21 protein-coding genes are annotated in these 18,153 nt (G+C 67.5%); 12 read left to right on the top strand and 9 right to left on the bottom strand.

Annotation, left to right across the window (positions count from 1 at the left end; genetic code table 11):
• Positions 1–22: 22 nt before the first annotated feature.
• From BLR21_RS31980 to BLR21_RS31965, 4 genes are read right to left on the bottom strand one after another with little or no spacing between them, the layout of a single operon-like run.
• The gene (locus BLR21_RS31980; RefSeq protein ID WP_090012025.1) at positions 23–2,269 is read right to left on the bottom strand and encodes a heavy metal translocating P-type ATPase; all 2,247 of its coding nucleotides are present in this window, start codon (positions 2,267–2,269) and stop codon (positions 23–25) included.
• A gap of 28 nt (positions 2,270–2,297) precedes the next feature.
• Positions 2,298–3,239: a hypothetical protein gene (locus tag BLR21_RS31975; RefSeq protein WP_090011899.1), complete on the bottom strand. Its 942-nt coding sequence runs from the start codon at positions 3,237–3,239 to the stop codon at positions 2,298–2,300.
• Between the two features lie 11 nt (positions 3,240–3,250).
• Positions 3,251–3,460 (bottom strand): heavy-metal-associated domain-containing protein, encoded by a 210-nt coding sequence (locus BLR21_RS31970; protein WP_090011897.1) that lies wholly within the window; start codon positions 3,458–3,460, stop codon positions 3,251–3,253.
• A 36-nt stretch (positions 3,461–3,496) separates the two neighbouring features.
• Positions 3,497–3,778 carry a metal-sensitive transcriptional regulator gene (locus tag BLR21_RS31965; protein ID WP_090011895.1) on the bottom strand — a complete coding sequence of 94 codons (282 nt, stop codon included), beginning with the start codon at positions 3,776–3,778 and terminating at the stop codon, positions 3,497–3,499.
• A gap of 264 nt (positions 3,779–4,042) precedes the next feature.
• Between BLR21_RS31965 and BLR21_RS31960 the strand changes: the two genes are divergently transcribed.
• Entirely contained in the window at positions 4,043–5,554 is a 1,512-nt protein-coding gene (locus BLR21_RS31960; RefSeq protein WP_090012023.1) for a multicopper oxidase family protein, read from the top strand.
• Between the two features lie 369 nt (positions 5,555–5,923).
• Here BLR21_RS31960 and BLR21_RS44105 read toward each other — a convergent pair whose 3' ends face one another.
• Positions 5,924–6,190, bottom strand: coding sequence for a hypothetical protein (locus BLR21_RS44105; protein WP_256335076.1), 267 nt, complete (start codon positions 6,188–6,190; stop codon positions 5,924–5,926).
• Entirely contained in the window at positions 6,172–7,008 is an 837-nt protein-coding gene (locus tag BLR21_RS31950) for an NADH-quinone oxidoreductase subunit N (RefSeq protein WP_256335075.1), read from the bottom strand. The genes BLR21_RS44105 and BLR21_RS31950 overlap by 19 nt, the downstream gene beginning before the upstream one ends.
• On the opposite strand from BLR21_RS31950, the gene BLR21_RS31945 reads away from it, so the two are divergent.
• The 4 genes from BLR21_RS31945 (at position 6,980) to BLR21_RS41905 (ending at position 9,721) form a co-directional block, all read left to right on the top strand.
• Entirely contained in the window at positions 6,980–7,384 is a 405-nt protein-coding gene (locus BLR21_RS31945; protein WP_176929895.1) for a TVP38/TMEM64 family protein, read from the top strand. The genes BLR21_RS31950 and BLR21_RS31945 overlap by 29 nt on opposite strands.
• Positions 7,385–7,406: 22 nt before the next feature.
• On the top strand, positions 7,407–7,877 hold the full coding sequence (locus BLR21_RS31940; RefSeq protein ID WP_090011889.1) for a hypothetical protein: 471 nt from the start codon (positions 7,407–7,409) through the stop codon (positions 7,875–7,877).
• A gap of 65 nt (positions 7,878–7,942) precedes the next feature.
• Positions 7,943–9,118 carry a lytic transglycosylase domain-containing protein gene (locus tag BLR21_RS31935; RefSeq protein WP_176929894.1) on the top strand — a complete coding sequence of 392 codons (1,176 nt, stop codon included), beginning with the start codon at positions 7,943–7,945 and terminating at the stop codon, positions 9,116–9,118.
• 15 nt (positions 9,119–9,133) lie between these two features.
• Complete coding sequence (locus BLR21_RS41905; protein ID WP_143027959.1) at positions 9,134–9,721, top strand: hypothetical protein; 588 nt, start codon at positions 9,134–9,136, stop codon at positions 9,719–9,721.
• Between the two features lie 9 nt (positions 9,722–9,730).
• Here BLR21_RS41905 and BLR21_RS31925 read toward each other — a convergent pair whose 3' ends face one another.
• From BLR21_RS31925 to BLR21_RS31915, 3 genes are all read right to left on the bottom strand, one after another.
• Complete coding sequence (locus BLR21_RS31925; RefSeq protein WP_090011883.1) at positions 9,731–10,669, bottom strand: M56 family metallopeptidase; 939 nt, start codon at positions 10,667–10,669, stop codon at positions 9,731–9,733.
• A complete protein-coding gene (locus BLR21_RS31920) occupies positions 10,666–11,031 on the bottom strand; it encodes a BlaI/MecI/CopY family transcriptional regulator (RefSeq protein ID WP_090011881.1) in 366 nt (121 codons plus the stop codon). The genes BLR21_RS31925 and BLR21_RS31920 overlap by 4 nt, the downstream gene beginning before the upstream one ends.
• Before the next feature lie 192 nt (positions 11,032–11,223).
• Entirely contained in the window at positions 11,224–11,841 is a 618-nt protein-coding gene (locus tag BLR21_RS31915; RefSeq protein ID WP_090011880.1) for a DUF305 domain-containing protein, read from the bottom strand.
• 844 nt (positions 11,842–12,685) lie between these two features.
• On the opposite strand from BLR21_RS31915, the gene BLR21_RS31905 reads away from it, so the two are divergent.
• The 7 genes from BLR21_RS31905 to BLR21_RS31880 all read left to right on the top strand — a co-directional run bounded on the left by BLR21_RS31905 (position 12,686) and on the right by BLR21_RS31880 (position 18,129).
• Complete coding sequence (locus BLR21_RS31905) at positions 12,686–12,904, top strand: DUF2933 domain-containing protein (RefSeq protein ID WP_090011876.1); 219 nt, start codon at positions 12,686–12,688, stop codon at positions 12,902–12,904.
• A 492-nt stretch (positions 12,905–13,396) separates the two neighbouring features.
• Positions 13,397–13,597 (top strand): hypothetical protein, encoded by a 201-nt coding sequence (locus BLR21_RS31900; RefSeq protein WP_143027958.1) that lies wholly within the window; start codon positions 13,397–13,399, stop codon positions 13,595–13,597.
• 430 nt (positions 13,598–14,027) lie between these two features.
• Entirely contained in the window at positions 14,028–14,459 is a 432-nt protein-coding gene (locus BLR21_RS31895) for an ATP-binding cassette domain-containing protein (RefSeq protein WP_090011871.1), read from the top strand.
• A 41-nt stretch (positions 14,460–14,500) separates the two neighbouring features.
• Positions 14,501–15,373, top strand: a complete 873-nt coding sequence (locus BLR21_RS31890) for a DMT family transporter (protein WP_090012021.1) — start codon at positions 14,501–14,503, stop codon at positions 15,371–15,373.
• A gap of 2 nt (positions 15,374–15,375) precedes the next feature.
• A complete protein-coding gene (locus tag BLR21_RS44100; protein ID WP_256335074.1) occupies positions 15,376–15,927 on the top strand; it encodes a cation transporter in 552 nt (183 codons plus the stop codon).
• Positions 15,909–17,792 (top strand): heavy metal translocating P-type ATPase, encoded by a 1,884-nt coding sequence (locus tag BLR21_RS31885; protein WP_256335073.1) that lies wholly within the window; start codon positions 15,909–15,911, stop codon positions 17,790–17,792. The genes BLR21_RS44100 and BLR21_RS31885 overlap by 19 nt, the downstream gene beginning before the upstream one ends.
• Positions 17,793–17,922: 130 nt before the next feature.
• Complete coding sequence (locus BLR21_RS31880) at positions 17,923–18,129, top strand: SHOCT domain-containing protein (protein WP_256335072.1); 207 nt, start codon at positions 17,923–17,925, stop codon at positions 18,127–18,129.
• The last annotated feature ends 24 nt before the right edge of the window (positions 18,130–18,153 follow it).

The raw sequence follows: 18,153 nt of genomic DNA, 5'->3' as shown, positions 1-18,153 counted from the left end.
ATGTGCGAGCCGGACCACCGAGTCAGACGGTCTGCTTGTTCGCGCTGCGGAATCCCCGTAGGCGCAGGCTGTTGCTCACCACGAACACCGACGAGAACGCCATTGCGGCCCCGGCGATCATCGGGTTCAGCAGTCCCAGTGCGGCCAGCGGAAGTGCGGCCACGTTGTAGGCGAAGGCCCAGAACAGGTTGCCCTTGATGGTGCCGAGCGTGCGGCGCGACAGCCGGATTGCGTCCACCGCGGCCCGGAGGTCGCCTCGGACGAGCGTGATGTCGCTGGCCTCGATGGCGACGTCCGTGCCGGTGCCCATCGCGAGCCCGAGGTCGGCCTGAGCGAGCGCCGCGGCGTCGTTGACGCCGTCGCCGACCATCGCGACCACACGGCCCTCGGACTGCAGGCGCTTGACGACGTCGACCTTGTCCTTGGGCAGGACCTCGGCGATGACCTCGTCGATCCCGACTTCGGCGGCCACGGCCTTGGCGACGGCTTCGTTGTCGCCGGTCAGCAGCACCGGCCGCAGTCCGAGATCACGCAGTCCGGCGATCGCCTCGGCCGAGGTGGGCTTGACCGTGTCGGCCACGACCAGCACACCCCGTGCTTCGCCGTCCCAGGCCACCAGCACGGCGGTGCGGCCCTTGTCCTCCGCCTCCTTCTTCGCGGTGGTGAGCTCTTCGCTGAGTCGGACGCTCCACTCCTCGAGCAAGCGAGCGCGGCCGACGAGGACGGCGTGCTCGTCGACGACACCTTGCACGCCGAGGCCTTCCAGGTTCTGGAAGCCCTCGACCGCGGGCAGTTCGCCGACGCGTTCGGTGGCGCCGGTGGCGATGGCCTTGGCGATCGGGTGCTCGGAGGCGTGCTCCAGCGCGCCCGCCAGGCGCAGCACCTCCTCCTCGGTCACGTCGTCTGCCGCATGGACCTCGACCAGGCTCATCTGCCCGGAGGTGACCGTGCCGGTCTTGTCGAGCACGACGGTGTCGACGCGGCGGGTGGACTCCAGCACCTCGGGACCCTTGATCAGGATGCCGAGCTGGGCACCGCGACCGGTGCCGACCAGCAACGCGGTGGGCGTGGCCAGGCCGAGTGCGCATGGGCAGGCGATGATCAGCACGGCGACCGCGGCGGTGAACGCCGCCGAGGCACCCGAGCCCGCACCGAGCCAGAACGCCAGCGTTCCGACGGCCAGTGCGATCACGATCGGCACGAACACCGCGGAGATCCGGTCGGCCAGGCGTTGTACCTCGGCCTTGCCGCTCTGCGCGTCCTCGACGAGCTTTGCCATCTGCGCGAGCTGTGTGTCCGCGCCGATGCGGGTGGCGCGCACGACGAGCCGTCCGCCCGCGTTGACCGTGGCGCCGACGACCGCGTCACCGGTGGTGACCTCGACGGGCACCGACTCGCCGGTGAGCATGCTCGCGTCGATCGCCGAGCTGCCCTCCTCGATCATGCCGTCGGTGGCGATCTTCTCGCCCGGCCTCACCACGAACCGGTCGCCGACCTTCAGCTCGTCGATGCTGATGCGCTGCTCGCGTCCGTCCCGCAGGACCGCGACTTCCTTGGCGCCGAGTTCGAGCAGGGCACGCAACGCGGCACCGGCGCGACGCTTGGACCGTGCCTCGAAGTAGCGGCCGGCGAGGATGAACGTGGTCACGCCCGCGGCGACTTCGAGGTAGATGTTGCCCGCGCCGGACATCCGCTGGACGGTGAGTTCGAAGGCGTGCGTCATGCCGGGCGTGCCAGCGGTGCCGAGGAATAGCGCGTACAGCGACCACAGGAACGCTGCGCCGACGCCGATCGAGATCAGCGTGTCCATCGTTGCGGCGCCGTGGCGCAGGTTGGTCCACGCCGCTTTGTGGAACGGCCATGCACCCCACACCACGACGGGTGCGGCCAGCGTGAGCGACAGCCACTGCCAGTAGGTGAACTGCAGCGCCGGGATCATGGCGAACGCGATCACCGGCACGGTAAGCACGACCGAGGTGATCAACCGCTGCCGCAACGAGCGCGTCGGATCCTCTTCGAACTGCTCGGTGCTCCCGTCGGCCTGCGGGGGAGTAGGCAGCTCGGCCGTGTAGCCGGTGTTCTCGACGACCTTCACCAGGTCTTCGGCGGTCAGTGACTCGGGGAAGCTGACCTTGGCCTTCTCGGTGGCGTAGTTGACGGTGGCCTGCACGCCGTCGAGCTTGTTGAGCTTGCGCTCGATCCGCGCGGCGCAGGAGGCGCAGGTCATGCCGCCGATCGACAGCTCGATCTCACTTGCCGGTGAACTCATGGAGCGCGCCTCCTCGATGGTGCCGGGCTCAGCCACCGTGACCGCCGTGGTTCTCAGACGACGTGGTGGCCGGAGCGGACGTGGAAGGTGTGGACGGTGCGGGGGCGGATCCGGTGGTACCCAGGCTGAACTCGGCGGTGCGGACCTTGCCCTCGTGCTGGAAGTCCAGGTACAGGCGGTAGCGACCGGAGGTCGGCACCTCGACCATGAACTTCACCTCAGGACCGGCGCCCGGTGCGTCCATAGGGTGGACGTGCAGGTAGGCGAGGTCGGCCGAGCGCAGCGCCACGAGGTGGCCGTTCGCGCCCAGGTACGGCTGCAGGTCGGTGACGGGCTTGCCGTCCTTGGTCACGGTCGTGGTCACCAGGGATTCCGCGCCGGGCTTGAGTTCCCCGTCGAGGCGGACGGTGTAGCCGTCCACTGTGGATTCACGTGTGTCGGTGTCGTACTGCTTCGGCTCGTAGCTGCCGGAGACCTGGATGTCCGTGCCGAGCGTGGTCTTGGTGCCGTTCTCCGGCTTGAAGTCGGCGAACACGCGGTAGCTGCCGGCGGCGGGCAGGGTCAGCGGTACCGACCACGTTCCGTCCGCGGCCATCTCCGGGTGCACGTGCTGGAAACCGGATCCGTCCCGGCGCACCAGTACGAGGTGCAGTCGCTTCTCGTGCTCCACGTCGAACTTCGTGACCGTGCCGCCGTCAGCGGTGCCGATCGTGAACTGGAAGGGCTGCTGCTCACCGGCGGTCGCGGTGGTGCGCAACGGCTTGAGCACGTAGCCGTTCTCCGCGACGGACAGACCGGGCGGCAGCTTGTCCCCGGTGTTGCTGGGGGTGGACTGTGCGGCGCCGTGGTCCATCGCGGCCGGCGCGCTCTCGCCGCCGGACGGGCCGACAACGGCGCCGGCAGCCCAGGCGCCGCCGAAGACGATCGCCAGCACGCCCGCGTAGGCGGTCACCTTCGTGGCGGTGTTCATCTCGGATCCTTTCAGCTCGCGACGAGCGTGTAGCCGGCCTCGGTGACCGCGGTCCGGACGTCGTCCTCCGCCACCGGCTGGTCGCTGGTGACGGTCACCTTGCCGCTGGCCAGCTCGACGTCGACCTTCTGCACACCGCCGATCTGGCTGATCTCCTCGGTCACCGAGCTGACGCAGTGTCCGCAGGTCATGCCGGTGACGGTGTAGGTGGCCTCGGCCATTGGGGAACTCCTCGTGTGCGGGTGGGACTGGGGGAATCAGGAGCGGACGAGGCGGGCGATGGCGTTGCTGGCCTCGGCGATCTTTTCGTCCGCTTTGGCGCCGCCCTCGGTGATGGCCTCGCTGACGCAGTGCTTGAGGTGCTCGTCGAGCAGTCCCAGTGAGACAGCCTGGAGTGCGCGCGTTGCTGCGGAGATCTGGGTGAGCACGTCGATGCAGTAGTCGTCGTTCTCGATCATCCGCTGCAGACCGCGCACCTGGCCCTCGATGCGCTTCAGGCGGCGCAGGTGGGCGTCCTTGTTGTCGGTGTAGCCGTGCATGTACCGCTCCTGTCGATCGGTCCGTCGCGCGGCCGGTCGCAACTGACCGGGGGAACGACGGGCGCTTGCCACCTTTATACCTAAGGGGGGTATGGGTGTGCAAGGACTTGTGGTCATACGGGGTAGGGGTATGGTCTGTGACCTGACCCACGCATCGGGCGGCCCTGCTCGTGTTGTCGGCGCTCCCTGATCGGCGTGGCCGTGATCGAAGTCCGCCGCCGAACTCGCTACTATGCATCTTAGTAGATGATTCTGGAGGACGTCATGACTGTTCAGTCCACATCTCTCGGCCGCCGGGACCTCTTCCGGCTCGGCCTCGGCCTCGTGGTGGCCACCGGCGCCGCGGGCTGCGCGAGCGGCGGCGGTTCCTCCAGCGGTGGAACCCTCATCGGGCCCAAATCTCCGAAGGTCGAGGCCGCCGAGCGCGCCCGTCAGATCGCGGGTGCGCGCCGAACATCGATCAAGCTCACCGCCCTCCAGACCGAGTTTGACCTGGGTGGCGTCACGGCGAATACCTGGTCGTACGGGGAGCTGCCCGGCAAGGAGATCAGGATCAGGCGCGGTGACCTGTTGAACGTCGAGCTGCGCAACCAGCTGTCGCAGCCGACGAGCATCCACTGGCACGGCGTCGCATTGCGCAACGACATGGACGGCGTGCCGGACCTCACGCAGAGCGAGATCGTGCCCGGTGGTTCCTTCACCTACGAGTTCACCGCACCGGACCCCGGAACCTACTGGTTCCACCCGCACTCGGGTGCGCAGCTCGACCGCGGCCTGTACGCGCCTCTGATCGTCGAGGACCCGGAAGACGGCGGGAACTACGACACCGAACTGGTCGTCGTGCTCGACGACTGGCTCGATGGGCTCGGCCGGACACCGGATGCCGTGTTCGAAGAACTGCGCGCCAAGGGTATGCCGAACATGGACCACGGCTCGATGCCCGGCATGCCGGCGATGCCGAAGTCCGATCTGCTCGGGGGCGACGCCGGCGACGTCATCTATCCGCACGTGCTCGCCAACGGCAAGGTATGGAAAGCACCGCAGACGTTCGCCGCCAAGCCGGGCCAGCGCATTCGGCTGCGGTTGATCAACGCGGCGGCCGACACCGCGTTCCGGGTCGGTGTGCCCGGGGTGCCGATGACCGTGACTCACGCGGACGGCTTCCCCGTGGTGCCGGTGGAGCTGGACGTCGTGCTGCTGGGCATGGGCGAGCGGCTCGACTGCGTCGTGACTGTTCCTGACCGGACGGCGCCTGTGCTCGCCCTTGCTGAAGGCCGCGGTCAGTTCGCCCAGGTCCTGCTGTCCACTGGAGTGGCGGCATCAACGGACAACGAGTCTCTCGCTGCGGAACTGGCGAAGCTGGTGGTGCCGGAGATGAACGCACTGCAGGCGACGGACAGTGTCGCCCTGCCGCTGCGCGAGCCGGATGTGACACACGATCTCGTCCTGGAAGGTCCCGGTGACAAATATTCCTGGACGATCAACGGCAAGGTCTACGACCCGACCGACGGACTGCCGATCCGCTCCGGGCAGGTCGTGCGGTTGCGGATGCAGAACAAGTCGCAGATGTTTCACCCGATGCACGTGCATGGCCACACGTTCCAGGTACGGGCGAACGGCAAGACCGGTCCTCGCCGGGACACCGCGATCGTGCTGCCCGGCCGGGAACTGATCGTGGACTTCGATGCCGACAATCCCGGCCAGTGGCTCACCCACTGTCACAACATCTACCACAGCGAGGCGGGAATGATGACCGTCTTGTCCTATGTGGAGTGACGGTCGCCGGCTGATGGGACAGGGCCAGGCGTCGGGCTTGCGCACCTTGCCGTCCTTGCTCATCCGGTCAGGGCCCAACGCGGCCAGGTAGTCATTCGAGACACCCCACGACTACTGCATCATCACGGACGCCAGGGCGCCGTTCTCCTGACAGGACTTGTGTTCGTATCCCAGACCCAGCGCGCGATGTTGATCGTCACGTTGTACCCGTTGACGCACAGGCTTCGAAGGGATCGCGAACCCGCACGCGTCGCGCGTGGTCATCTGCGAGGTGAACCTGATCCGCAGGTCCGGCTTGCCCAAGGCGAACCTGGTGCTTGTCGCCGACCTCACCGGCCTACGAAGATTCGTAGTAGGGAGAGAGGGCGGTCACTGGAGGAGAGCGCCGTCGAACATCGGCAGCACTGCCCCGGACAGGGCGCCACCGATCAGCGAAGCTGCGGCCAGCAGGTACGCCACGCGGGCCGCCGAAGGGCGGATGTCGGACGTGCCTGGGGCCTCACCCCGCACGGCCGGAACCACCCACCGCAGGTAGTAGAACAAGCTGGCGACCGTGTTGACCGCTCCGAGTACCACCAGCCAGAGCAGTCCGCCGTCGAGGGCTGCGGTGAATACGGTCAGCTTGCCGGCGAACACTGCGGTCGGCGGGTGCCGATCAGGCCCAACAGACACACCACCAGGCTGACAGCGAGCCACGGCCGCTCACGCACCAGGCCGCGATAGTCCTCGAGCGTCACCGCTGCGGGCAGTGCGCACACGACCGCGAACGCGCCCAGGTTCGTGATCGCGTATGCGGCCAGGTACAGCAGCACGCTCGGTAGCGCCAGGTCGGCGCGCTCGGCCACCGCCACCGCTATGAGCAGGTAGCCGACCTGGCTGATCGTCGAGTAGGCGAGCAGCCGCCCAACGTTGTCCTGGAAGAACGCCGCGAGGTTGCCCAGTGTCATGGTGGCCGCGGCGATGACCGCGATCAGCAGGCTCCAGTCGATTCCGGCGTCGCGCAGAGGCATCGTCACCAGGCGGTAGGTGGCGACGACCGCGCCGATCTTCGGCACGGTGGTGACGAATGCGGCGACCACGGGCCGGGCGCCTTCGGTCACGTCCGGTACCCAGAAGTGGGCGAGTACCGCGCCGATCTTGAACAGCAGACCGGCGAGCAACGCGATGGTCCCCACGGCCACCGCGGCCGGCGGTGCCTCGGCCAGCCGCAGGTCCATGTACCCGGTGGCCCCTCCAACGCCGAACAGCAGCGTGACGCCGATGAGCGTGGTGACGCCCAGCAACGCCCCCAGCAGGTAGAACTTCAGCGACGCCTCGGTGCCCGCCGGGTCCTTCGCGAAGCTGGCCAGCGCGTACAGCGGGATGCTCGCCAGCAGATAGCCGGCAGCGAGCAGCATGAGGTCCGCCGCATCGGCCATCACCACGGTGCCCAGCGCCGCGAGCAGCACGAGCACGTGGAACTCGGTTTCCCTGTTGTTGGGGCGGGAGGCCGCGGCGCGCTGGCTCGGCGGCAGCCGCCTGCGCACGCTGGACGAAGTCTTCGCGAAGAACGGTCTGGCCGCGACGCTCGTGCTACGGCTGTTGCCGGTGATTCCGTTCGCCGCGTCGAACTACGGCGCCGGGGTGACGGCCGTGCGTCCGGTGCTGTTCGCGCTGGGCACCGCTCTCGGGCTCGTGCCCACCACGCTGGTCGCCGCTCTGCTGGGCGATGCCGTGCTGGACTTCGGATCACCGCGCTCGATCGCCGCTCTGGCCGCCTGGCTGGTGCTCGGCGCGACGGGTGTGTTGTGGGGAAGAAATCTTCTCCGTCGTGCCGGAGGCACCGCGTAGGTTACTATTTTCGATAGTAGATATGGCGGGGGTGCCGATGGACGGCGCTCAGGTGCAGACCTGGACGTGGAGTTGGGCTCGCGCGCTCACCGGCGCGGCGCTGAGTGCTGCCGTCGTGGGTGTGCCGACCGATGTCATCGACAACTCGATGTTCACGCGCATGACCCCGGTCCGGTGGTGGGAACTGCCCGTGCTCGTGCTGACGGCGGTCCTCACGGCGGCGTGGGCCGGTATCCGGCCCGGTGTTCAGCAGGAGCGCGCCGGATCTGCCCGCGTTTACGGCGGCTCACTGCTCAGCGCGCTCGCGGTCGGGTGCCCCGTCTGCAACAAGATCGTCATGGCGTTGCTAGGCGTGTCCGGGGCGCTCGGCGTCTGGGCTCCGCTGCAACCGCTGCTCGCCTTGGCGTCGCTGGCCGTGCTCGCGACGGCCGTGGTCGTGCGGTGGCGGCGGCGCGAGTGCACGACCACCGCTTGTTCACCCGTAGGGGCCTAGTGGACCGGATGTACTACTCGTGATAGTAAGTCACGGGTTGTTGTCCGGTGGGAGGCTTCATGAGGGTGCCGCACCTGGTGCTGGCGGTGTGCGTGGTCGCCTTGGCGGCCTTCCTGGCGATTCAGGCCGTGTTCGTGCTGCCTTTCATGGTCCGCAACACCAACCAGGGTGCGGTCGCTGGAGCGGCAACTGGGCAGGCCACCTTCGACATCGCCAAGATCCCGCCGCTGGCCCGGGAAATGGCTCCGATCATCACGTCGTTCGTCGCCACGGACTGCCCGGAGCTCAACCCGTTGCGGGTCATCGCCGAAGTGCAGGCCGAGTCCGGCTGGCGACCGACCGCGTGGAGCAACGACAGCAACGGCGGAGCGGCGGGTCTGCTCCAGATCAACCAGGCGAACTGGAAGAACCTCGGCGGACAGGCGTGGGCCAGCGTTCCCCCGCCCTCCGGAGCGGACATCTTCGATCCGGCGATCCACATGAGACTTGGGCTCAAGTTCCTGTGCAGCAACTTGCGTGGAATGACCGCGCATATCAAGCAGACGGGTAAATCACTCGAGCCGCACGACGCGATGAGCGTGTGCCACATCGCCGGGTGCGGCCGGGTGTTGTTGAGCCGCACCGGTATTCCTCAGTCGGGGGAAGCGGGGTGTGGTGATGAGTGTGTGTCCCTCATCCGCCGCTATCTCGACAACATCCGCAAGTACGAACGTGAGTGGGCCGCCGCAGAGTCCGCGCCTTCCGGTGACGGGGGGCCGGTGCCAGGCGGTGCGGATCTTGCCGGACTGCCGGCTTCCGTGCCCTTTGCCGGGCCGCCGACTGGGTGCGTCGTCGACGATCCCACGACAGCGGGGTGCCTTACTGCGGCCACCGCGCATGCGCTGCAACAGCTCCGCAGCGCCTTCGGGCCGCAGATCGCCTCGGTCAGCTGCTACGGCGCGCGACCGGAGACACCGTTCAGCGACCATCCCACGGGCAAGGCATGTGACGTGTTCCCGGACCGGTTCGGCGTGTTCCCCGCCGGCGAGCGGCTCGCGGCGGGCTGGCGGATGGCCTCCTGGACGCGGGCCTACGCGGGCCCGCTGAAGATCCGCTACATCATCTGGCAGGGGCGCTACTGGGATCCGACCACCGGTGACCAGGGAGGGTGGGGCGAGAAGTACACCGGCGCAGGCGTGTACGACGTCACCAACCCCACCGGCGGTCACTACGACCACCTGCACATCAGCTTCACTGCGTGATCGAGGAGCACCGCGATGGCAGCCGGCAGTCCAAGAGGCGTCCTACTGGCCGTACTGGCTGGTGGTGGTCTGCTGCTGGTGTCTGTGCTGATCGACAGGGACACCAACGGAGAGCAGGCACCGGCGGCCACGTCCGCTCCACCGTCGTCGCAAGCGCCGCCGACGACCGAGGAACCTGTTGGGCCTGCTGCTCGATCCGCGATAGGCGAAGCACCGCCGGCGCCGCTGTCGGGCACACCATCAGCGGCGGCGGGCACGAACTTCGCCGATCCCCGGTCCGTGACCAAGGCCTTCATCGAGGCCGCGCACTCGGCTGAGCCGGACGAGATCGGCCGTACCAACCGCCGGGTGCTGCCGTATCTCGCCCCCGAAAACCCCGACAATCCGCGTGGCTCGCTGGTCGTGGAGGCGACCGGCAAGGCGGTCGTGATCAGCGTGGAGGTGGCTGTCGGCAACGAGGAGCAGTCCGCGGCGACCACGAAGGCGACGTGGCGATCAGGCGACGGTCAACTCCGCGAAACGTTCGTCACACTGCGTCGCCAACCTGACGGACGCTGGCTCGTCATGGCCGAGATGGCGCGGCTGCAGCCAGCCGATCGGTGAGCGATCTGGTCAGGCGGGACAGGCCACGGTCACCACGGCGAACATCGCGCCCGAGGCCACCAGAACGGGGAGGGTCATGGCGGTGAAGCCCGCCAGACCGCAGGAGAACAGTTGACGCCGTCGGCTGGTGGGAGCGCGTCCGTGGGTCAATCGATCGACTCGCACGTCGATCGAGGTACCGCTCATCGCCAGGGCCGTGCCTGGCACGCCGTTTCGGGACACCTTCAGCAGGGCGTCCCGCACCGCTTCCGCGCCGCATACGCGCACTGCCGCCGAATCGGCAACCAGTTCCACCAGCTCGCGAAGTACGCCGGGCGCCAGCTTGAACAGTGGCAAGAACGGGAACGTGTTGGCCAGCGCATCAGCGATCGCGATGATCAGATGGTGCCGGCCGGTCAGGTGAGCACGTTCGTGCGCGAGCACGGCTTCCACCTGGGCGCTGGTCAGCTGTTTGGCCAGGCCTTCTGTGGCAACGACGACACCAGGCCTTCCTGCGAGGCTGAACGCCAGCGGATCGTCGTGCTCGAGCCATAACGTCTCACCCTCGCGACGTGCGGCGATGCGTAGCACCGCGAGGTGGTCGGCACGAGTTCGGGCACGCCGTTGTGCACTGCGCACCGAAACGATGACGAGACGGACTCCGAGCCCGAGCAACAACAGTGCGCCCAAGGCGCCAGTGGTTGCCTCGAGGTTGGGAACGCTCCCGTGCTGAATGGACGACCAGCAGTTGTGCAGCGCGGTGAGCATCGACTGCCCGAACCCGTGGCCGGGCAGCAGGATGAGGACGACACCGACGATCGTCGTGGCTACTACGGCCGTCGCCGAGGCGAGCCACGCCACCACGGCGACCAGCGGATCGCCTCCGCTGACGACACGGCGCGCAAGAAACCTCGGTACCAGCCAACCCACCAATGCGGCGCCGAACAGCAGCGAGACCGCAACGGTCATGAGGCGGCCAACCTCTTCCTCTTGCGCAGACCCTGACGCAGAAGGTCCGACTCCTGTTCTGTGGCCGACAGGGCGAAATGCATCAGCACGGCTTCAGGGTCGCCCGAGGAGGCGAGAACAGCCCGCACGGTTTGGGCGGCTGCCTCAGCCCGGCTCAACGCGGGCTCGTACCGGTAGGCCTTGCCTTCGAGCTCCCGTGTGACCCAGCCCTTGCGGTGCAGGTTGTCGAGCACAGTCATCACGGTGGTGTAAGCGAGCTTCTTTCCCGTTTCCAGCCGGTCGAGTACCTCGCGCACCTTGAGCGGCCGCTCCTGCCACAGGACGTCCATCACCGCGGCTTCCAACTCACCAAGTCCGTGCATCGTTCCTCCAAAGGGAGAGGATACGGCAGGGGCACCCGTCTGCCTACGATTCGCTATAGTAGTCACTGGCTGGGGTCCCCGTTCCAGCCTTCATCCTCGCCGAGGAACTCCCCCCAGACTCGGTGAGAAGAGCGTTCGGGCCGGGAGCGGGAACATCTCGTCCACTCCCGGCCCGAATGCCTCCGGCGGGGGTCAGCTCGACTTCAGCAGCCCCTGCATCTCGGTGATCTCAGCCTGCTGCGCGGTGATGATCTCCTGGGCGAGCTTCTTGCTGTCGGCGTTGCTGCCCTTCTCGAGGTGCGTCTTGGCCATGTCTATCGCACCCTGGTGGTGCTTGATCATCATTTCCATCCACGCGCGGTCGAACGCGGCGCCGTTGGCCTGCTGGAGCTTGTTCATCTCCTCGGCGGTCATCATGCCGGGCATCGAACTGCCCGTGGCACCGTGATCCATGCCGGGCATCGACGTTGATGTAGGAGCGGCACCCCACTTGGTGAGCCACTCGGTCATTTTCTTGATCTCGGGGTCCTGCGCGCCCTCGATTCGCTTGGCGATGTCGAGCACCTTCGCGTTCGTGCTCTTGCCCGGCACCATCTTGGCCATGTCCAGCGCCTGCTGGTGGTGCTGGATCATCTCCTGGGCGAACTTGACGTCGTGCTCGTTGTGGTCCGCTTGCTGGCCCGCGGCCGGGGTCGACGCGGTGGTCGAGCTGTGCTGCATGTCCGCCGTGTCGTTGCCGCTACCGCACCCGGTGACGAGTGCGACAGTCGCCACACCGGCGACACCGAGCCCGATCAGAGACTTCCTCATTGGGACTTCTTCCTTATGTGCTGGGGAAAGTGACTTGCCTCTGGGGGCCGGGCTGATCACAATCTCAACACGCACAGGGAACTGAGCAAGTCGCGACCGCCTCGGGGAGGGGGTCGATCGGGAGCCCGCGGCCACGCCACCGATGCCAGGATGCGCCCGGCGATCGGGCGCTCCGCGCGCAACAACAGCCAACCGAGCAGGAGTAGCGACACGACGGCACACAGCACGGCAACGCACAGGTGCAACATCTCATGTGCGGGCTGCGGTGCCGGTTCCTCGGTAGGCGGCGCGTCGTAAGCGCCCACGGACATTGAGCCGTGTGTGGGCGACATGTCATCGCTCACGGCAACGTGGTGCATCCCGACGACACCGAGGAACAGCACGCACAGCAGGACCCAATGTATCGCCCTGTGGTGCGTGCTCTCGGTCATGCAACTACGGTACCTAGTAGGTGGCATCGCTGCTTCATACGGGTCAGAGCTTCAACTGGTTCAACAGTCGGCGCACTGTTGCGAACGTGCAGCTTCCGCGTAGGACGACCTGATCGCGTCGGGCCGAAGCCTCGGGGACCGAGGGCCACCAGCACGCTCCAGTTGACGCGCAAAGTGAAACCGGCGATCTGGCCCACGTGGATGTCATCGCCCATCGCGGGACTCCCTTCGTAGCGCCAGGCACGCTGCACACCTGTCCTTTTCCACTGTTGGCGCCTGCGTGGACGGCGGGGCAGAGCCCAAGGATTCTCCTAGGTCGGGTAGTAGGTCCCGGTTGTCGAACAACCTGGGTCCCTGCCGCCGGGCGTTGCGCGAGCCGATGCTCTAAGTCAGCCGATGAAGCGGAGGACGTCATGAAACGCCAACACCTCGGGTTGTACGCGATCGCCCTGGCGATCCTGATCGTCGGGTCGGCCTTTGCGGGAGTCCCGCTCCCAACGATGCTGGTCGGCCTGCTCGTGCTCGCCTGCCCGCTCATGATGATGTTCATGATGGGCGGCCACGGTGGTCATGGTGGCCACGGCGGATCGGACGAGCAGCACCACGATCAGCACAGCTCAGGCCGGTCGTGATGGCTGACGCGGCGTATGGGCTGTGGCCCCTGGTCTTCCTGAACATCGTGTTGTTCGTGGTGTTCGCGATGAGCTTCTTCCAGCCGCGAACCAGGCGGGACTGATGGGCGATGGGAGCGTTCACCGCGTTCCTGGTGGCGCTGTTCACCGAGATGTACGGCATCCCGCTGACGATCTACCTGCTCGGGTCCTGGCTCGGGTCGCGGTTCCCGCTGCTGAAGGACATCCACGCTGGTGGGCACCTGTGGAACGACCTGACGGGCTGGACCGGTGATCCGCACCTGAGCCCGTTCCACCTGGCCAGCTACGTGGCGATCGCGGGTGGCTTCTGGTTGATCTCCGCAGCGTGGGTCCGGTTGCACGAGGCGGCCAGGGAGAACCGGCTGGCCGCGGCAGGGCCGTACGCGCGGGTCCGGCACCCGCAGTACGACGGGTTCCTGCTGGTGATGACCGGGGTTCTTGTTGCAGTGGCCGGCCATCCCGACGTTGATCATGTTTCCGATCCTGGTCGTGGTCGCGTGCTGCGTTCACCACGTGGCCGATCTGGCGCCGATCATCGGTGCGTCCGTTGCGGCTGTGTTCCTCACCGAGTACCGAACTCCGATCATGGCGGCCGGTGTCGCCATCAACGGGCTCGGCGTGTTCCTGGCCGCTCGACGGCTGCGTCGCACACGAGTCGCGACAGGACGGTGAGACTCATGTCGCACATCAGCACCTCGTGGCGCGGTGTCGCCGTGATCGCTGTGGCCGCGCTGGTTGTAGTCAGGGCGATCGCCTGGTGGCTCTCGCGACCCGAACCGGGCCCTGCGGACCTGGGTACTCGGTACGGTGCAGGCGGGTGCGGTCGAGGTGACGATGACGGCGCTCACACTGGACCGCTCCGGAGCGGCGTTCGAGCTCAAGTTCGACACCCACACCGTGGAGCTCGCCCTTGATCCGGCTGCCTCGGCCCGGTTGACCGTGAACGGCAGGCAGGTGGAGGGCGCTAGCTGGGACGGGCAGGGGCCGGGCGGGCATCACCGCGAGGGCACGTTGCGGTTCACCACGCCGGTACCTGCGGGTGCTGCGATCGAACTGCGCGTCAGAGGCTTCCCCAAGACGCGATCGGCACCTGGAGTGCGCCATGACCACAACACTTCCGACGCAGACCGACAACACACTGGTGGCGTCCGGGATCGAGAAGAGCTACCGGCACCACCGGCAGGTGTTGCGGGGTGCTGACGTCACGCTGCGCCCTGGTGAGGTGATCGGGCTCGTGGGCGAGAACGGATCGGGCAAGTCCACCCTGATGAAGATCCTGGTCGGTGTCCTGCGACCGGACGCGGGAACCGTGTCGGTGTCCGGACGGCCTGGGTACTGCCGGCAGGAACCGGTGGTCTACGAGCGGCTCACCTGCGACGAGGACTTCGAGCTGTTCGGCCACGCCTATCGGATGAGCAGGGAGGCGGAGCGCACGTCCCGTCGCGAGCCGTACGCAGGCCACTGGATGGTTCACTGCCACAACACCTGCCACGCCGAGGCCGGCATGGTGACGACGCTGGGCTACGAGACGTGATCGCCGCGCGTGCAGAGACGACAGGAGTGCGTCCGTGGCGCATGCTGATCGTCGTCGTGGGCTGGGGTTCGTGCTATGCGTTGATCACGTGGGGCATGCGGGACGTTCCGGTGCTGTGGTTCGCCTCCCTGCGCGCGCTGGTGGCCGGGCTGTTGCTGCTCGCCGTTCTGCTGATCGCCGGTCGGCAGGCGGACGCGACAGTGCTTCCCCGCCGAGCGGGTATCTGGAGTCTCATCGGCGTGCTGGCACTGACGAACGTCACGCTCACCTTCGGTGCGATGTTCGCCAGCACGAGCGGCCTGACCGCCGGGGCAGCCGCGGTGCTGAGCAACTCGGCGCCGTTGCTGATCGTGTTGCCCGCCTGGTGGTTGTACGCCGAGCGGCCACGGGCGGTCGAGATCGCGGGGGTGGCGATCGGTTTCGGCGGGCTGGTGCTGGTGGCCGCGCCGACCGGTCTCGGCGGGGGAGCAGGCCTTGCGGTGCTGGCCGCCGCCGGGATCACCGCGGGTGCGCTGCTGGCTCGCCGTCTGACCGATGTCGACCTGCTCGCCTTGGGCGCGTGGCAGTTCCTGCTCGGTGGGACCGCTCTGTCGGTGGTCGCCGCGGTCACCGAAGGCCCGCCCACCACCATCACCTGGAGCGCCCGCTTCATCACGGCGCTGCTCGTGCTTTCCGCAGGCGCGACAGCACTGCCGTACGTGCTGTGGTTCGGCGAGCTGCGCCGCGCATCGCTCACCTCGGTCACCGCCTGGACACTGCTCGTCCCGGTGGCCGGCGTCGCGTTCGGTGTTGCGATTCTCGGCGAGCGCGTCACCCTGATGGAGGGGCTTGGCGACGCGATCGTCATCGCGGCTCTCCTGTTGGTAATCCAGTCCAGTCGGGCCGCAGATCGACCGCGAGCCAGGAAGGCATGATCATGAGTGATCGCACCAGCACAGCCGTGCTCGACGTCAGCGGACTGCGGTGGGCGTCCGAGCAGAACGTCGTCAACGCCAAGCTGGGCAGGCAACCCGGAGTGCTCGACGTCTCGGTCAATCCCACCGCCCAGACGGCGACGGTGGTCTTCGACCCCACGCACACCTCCGTCGCCACGCTGCGTCAATGGGTGATCGACTGCGGCTACCACTGCACCGGCCAGTCGGTGCCCCATCACATCTGCGATCCCATGGAGGAGCCGGACAGGGCGGGGCACGACCATCACGACGATCACGCGGAGACGTTGCGGTCTCCGCACGAGGCGATGGGACACGGAGGGCACGCCGGCATGTCGATGGCGGCGATGGTCGCCGACATGCGCAACCGCTTCCTGGTCGCGCTGGTGTTCTCACTCCCGATCGTGTTGTGGTCGCCGATCGGCACCGAGGTGTTCGGCCTGCATCTGCCGACGCCGTTCGGAGTGCGGCAGGACGTGTGGGCACTCGTGCTCAGCCTGCCGGTGATCTTCTACTCGTGCTCAGCCTGCCGGTGATCTTCTACTCGTGCTGGATCTTCTTCGACGGAGCGGTTCGGGCGCTGCGGGCCCGGACGCTGGACATGATGGTGCTCGTGGCCGTCGCCGTCGGATCGGGATGGCTGTACTCGTTGGTCATCACGCTGACCGGTGGCGGTGAAGTGTTCTACGAGGCCGCGACGGTGCTGGCGGCGTTCGTGCTGCTGGGGCACTGGTTCGAGATGCGGGCTCGTGGTGGCGCCAATGACGCGATTCGCACGTTGCTCGACCTCGCACCGCCCAAGGCCGTGGTGATCCGAGACGGTGAACCGATCGAGGTGAGCACCGCCGAGGTCGTCGTCGGAGACCTGTTGCTCGTCCGGCCCGGTGCGAAGATCGCCGTCGACGGCGTGGTCGAGGAGGGCGAGTCGGAGGTCGACGAGTCGATGGTGACTGGCGAGAGCTTGCCGGTGCACAAGGCTCCAGGCTCCGCGGTTATCGGCGCGACCATCAACGCCAACGGCGCCCTGCGCGTCCGGGCGACCAAGGTCGGCTCGGACACCGCGCTGGCCCAGATCGTCAAGCTCGTGCAAGAGGCGCAGAACTCCAAGGCACCCGGTCAGCGGCTCGCCGACCGCGCCGCGTTCTGGCTGGTGTTCGTGGCCCTCATCGGTGGTGGCGCCACCCTCGCCACGTGGTTGCTGACCGGTAGCACGTTCGCCACCGCGATCCTGTTCGCGATCACGGTCGTGGTGATCACCTGCCCGGACGCGCTCGGTCTTGCCACGCCGACGGCGATCATGGTCGGTACGGGCATGGGTGCGAAACGCGGTGTGCTGTTCAAGAACGCCATGGCACTGGAGACCTCCGCGCGTATCCAGGTCGTCGTGATGGACAAGACCGGCACCCTCACCAGGGGTGAGCCCGAGGTCACCGACGTGATCACCGTCGGCATGTCGGAAGACGAGCTGCTGCGGCTGGTGGCCGCCTTGGAACGCGAGTCCGAACACCCGCTCGCCGAGGCCGTCGTTCGTCATGCAGGCGCACTCGGTGTCGACGCCGCCCGCGCGGAGCGGTTCGAGAACGTGCCAGGACACGGCGCGATCGCGCATGTGGACGGTCGCCGTGTGGTGGTCGGGAACCGGCGCCTGCTCGAGAGGGAGAACGTCGATCTGGGGACGTTGGCGGCGCGTCGCGACGAGCTGGCGGCCACCGGCCGCACCGCGGTGCTGGTGTCGGTGGACGGCGTCGCGGCAGCCGTGATCGGTATCGCCGACGCGCCGAGGGACACCTCGGTCGCGGCCGTCGCGGCCTTGCACGACCTGGGCGTCGAGGTGGTCATGCTGACCGGAGACAACCAGGCCACCGCCGCACGGATCGCCGCACAGCTGGGCATCGACACCGTCATCGCCGAGGTGCTGCCCGGCGACAAGGCGGCCAAGATCGCCGAACTGCAACGCGACGGCCGGAAGGTCGCCATGGTCGGCGACGGCGTCAACGACGCCCCGGCACTGGCTCAGGCGGACCTCGGCATCGCCATCGGCGCGGGCACCGACGTGGCCATCGAGACCGCCGACATCGTGCTCATGCGCTCCGACCCGCTCGACGTCCCGATCGCCCTGCGCATTGGCCGCGGTACCTTGCGCAAGATGCGCCAGAACCTCGGCTGGGCCATCGGCTACAACGCCATCGCGCTGCCGATCGCCGCGGGCGTGTTCGAACCCGCCTTCGGCCTCATGCTGCGTCCGGAGATCGCCGCGCTGTCGATGTCGGGCTCCAGCCTGATCGTCGCGATGAACGCCTTGGCGCTCAAGCGGTTGCACCTACCCACGGCGGAGATCCCGGAATCTGCGGCACCGCATGCACAAACGGCCGCGCCCAGCACGGTCGTTTCCAGCACATAGCAAGGGGAATCACGGAATGTGAGTACGCAGAGCCACGACGTCGCGGTACGTCGGCTCCGCTGGTCCGAATGGAGAGAGCACAATGATGTTCTGGTATGGCAACGGAATGAGCGGTTGGGGATATGTCCTCATGACCGTGAGCATGGTCCTGTTCTGGGCGTTGGTGATCGGCGGAGTGGTAGCAGTGGTCCGCTACCTCGGCCGCGAAACGCGGTCGAGCTTCACCTCACCGCAGCACACGCCGGAGCAGATCCTGGCCGAGCGGTTCGCCCGCGGGGACGTCGATGAAGAGGAGTACCGGCGGCGACTGGCAGCGCTGCGCGAACACTCGGCCTGACGTATTGCCAAGAGGATGGACAGA

The sequence above is a fragment of the Lentzea albidocapillata subsp. violacea genome, assembly GCF_900100275.1.
GTDB classification, from domain to species: Bacteria; Actinomycetota; Actinomycetes; order Mycobacteriales; family Pseudonocardiaceae; genus Lentzea; species Lentzea violacea.
This window is presented reverse-complemented; position numbering and strand designations above follow the sequence as displayed.

Coding starts and splice junctions, on each gene's coding strand:
- BLR21_RS31975 (WP_090011899.1), bottom strand. CDS start 3,239: ATGAACACCGCCACGAAGGTGACCGCCTACGCGGGCGTGCTGGCGATC.
- BLR21_RS31940 (WP_090011889.1), top strand. CDS start 7,407: ATGGCGGGGGTGCCGATGGACGGCGCTCAGGTGCAGACCTGGACGTGG.
- BLR21_RS31890 (WP_090012021.1), top strand. CDS start 14,501: ATGCTGATCGTCGTCGTGGGCTGGGGTTCGTGCTATGCGTTGATCACG.
- BLR21_RS31965 (WP_090011895.1), bottom strand. CDS start 3,778: ATGCACGGCTACACCGACAACAAGGACGCCCACCTGCGCCGCCTGAAG.
- BLR21_RS31900 (WP_143027958.1), top strand. CDS start 13,397: ATGTTTCCGATCCTGGTCGTGGTCGCGTGCTGCGTTCACCACGTGGCC.
- BLR21_RS31960 (WP_090012023.1), top strand. CDS start 4,043: ATGACTGTTCAGTCCACATCTCTCGGCCGCCGGGACCTCTTCCGGCTC.
- BLR21_RS31880 (WP_256335072.1), top strand. CDS start 17,923: ATGACCGTGAGCATGGTCCTGTTCTGGGCGTTGGTGATCGGCGGAGTG.
- BLR21_RS41905 (WP_143027959.1), top strand. CDS start 9,134: ATGGCAGCCGGCAGTCCAAGAGGCGTCCTACTGGCCGTACTGGCTGGT.
- BLR21_RS31925 (WP_090011883.1), bottom strand. CDS start 10,669: ATGACCGTTGCGGTCTCGCTGCTGTTCGGCGCCGCATTGGTGGGTTGG.
- BLR21_RS31915 (WP_090011880.1), bottom strand. CDS start 11,841: ATGAGGAAGTCTCTGATCGGGCTCGGTGTCGCCGGTGTGGCGACTGTC.
- BLR21_RS31980 (WP_090012025.1), bottom strand. CDS start 2,269: ATGAGTTCACCGGCAAGTGAGATCGAGCTGTCGATCGGCGGCATGACC.
- BLR21_RS31895 (WP_090011871.1), top strand. CDS start 14,028: ATGACCACAACACTTCCGACGCAGACCGACAACACACTGGTGGCGTCC.
- BLR21_RS44100 (WP_256335074.1), top strand. CDS start 15,376: ATGAGTGATCGCACCAGCACAGCCGTGCTCGACGTCAGCGGACTGCGG.
- BLR21_RS31970 (WP_090011897.1), bottom strand. CDS start 3,460: ATGGCCGAGGCCACCTACACCGTCACCGGCATGACCTGCGGACACTGC.
- BLR21_RS31905 (WP_090011876.1), top strand. CDS start 12,686: ATGAAACGCCAACACCTCGGGTTGTACGCGATCGCCCTGGCGATCCTG.
- BLR21_RS31920 (WP_090011881.1), bottom strand. CDS start 11,031: ATGCACGGACTTGGTGAGTTGGAAGCCGCGGTGATGGACGTCCTGTGG.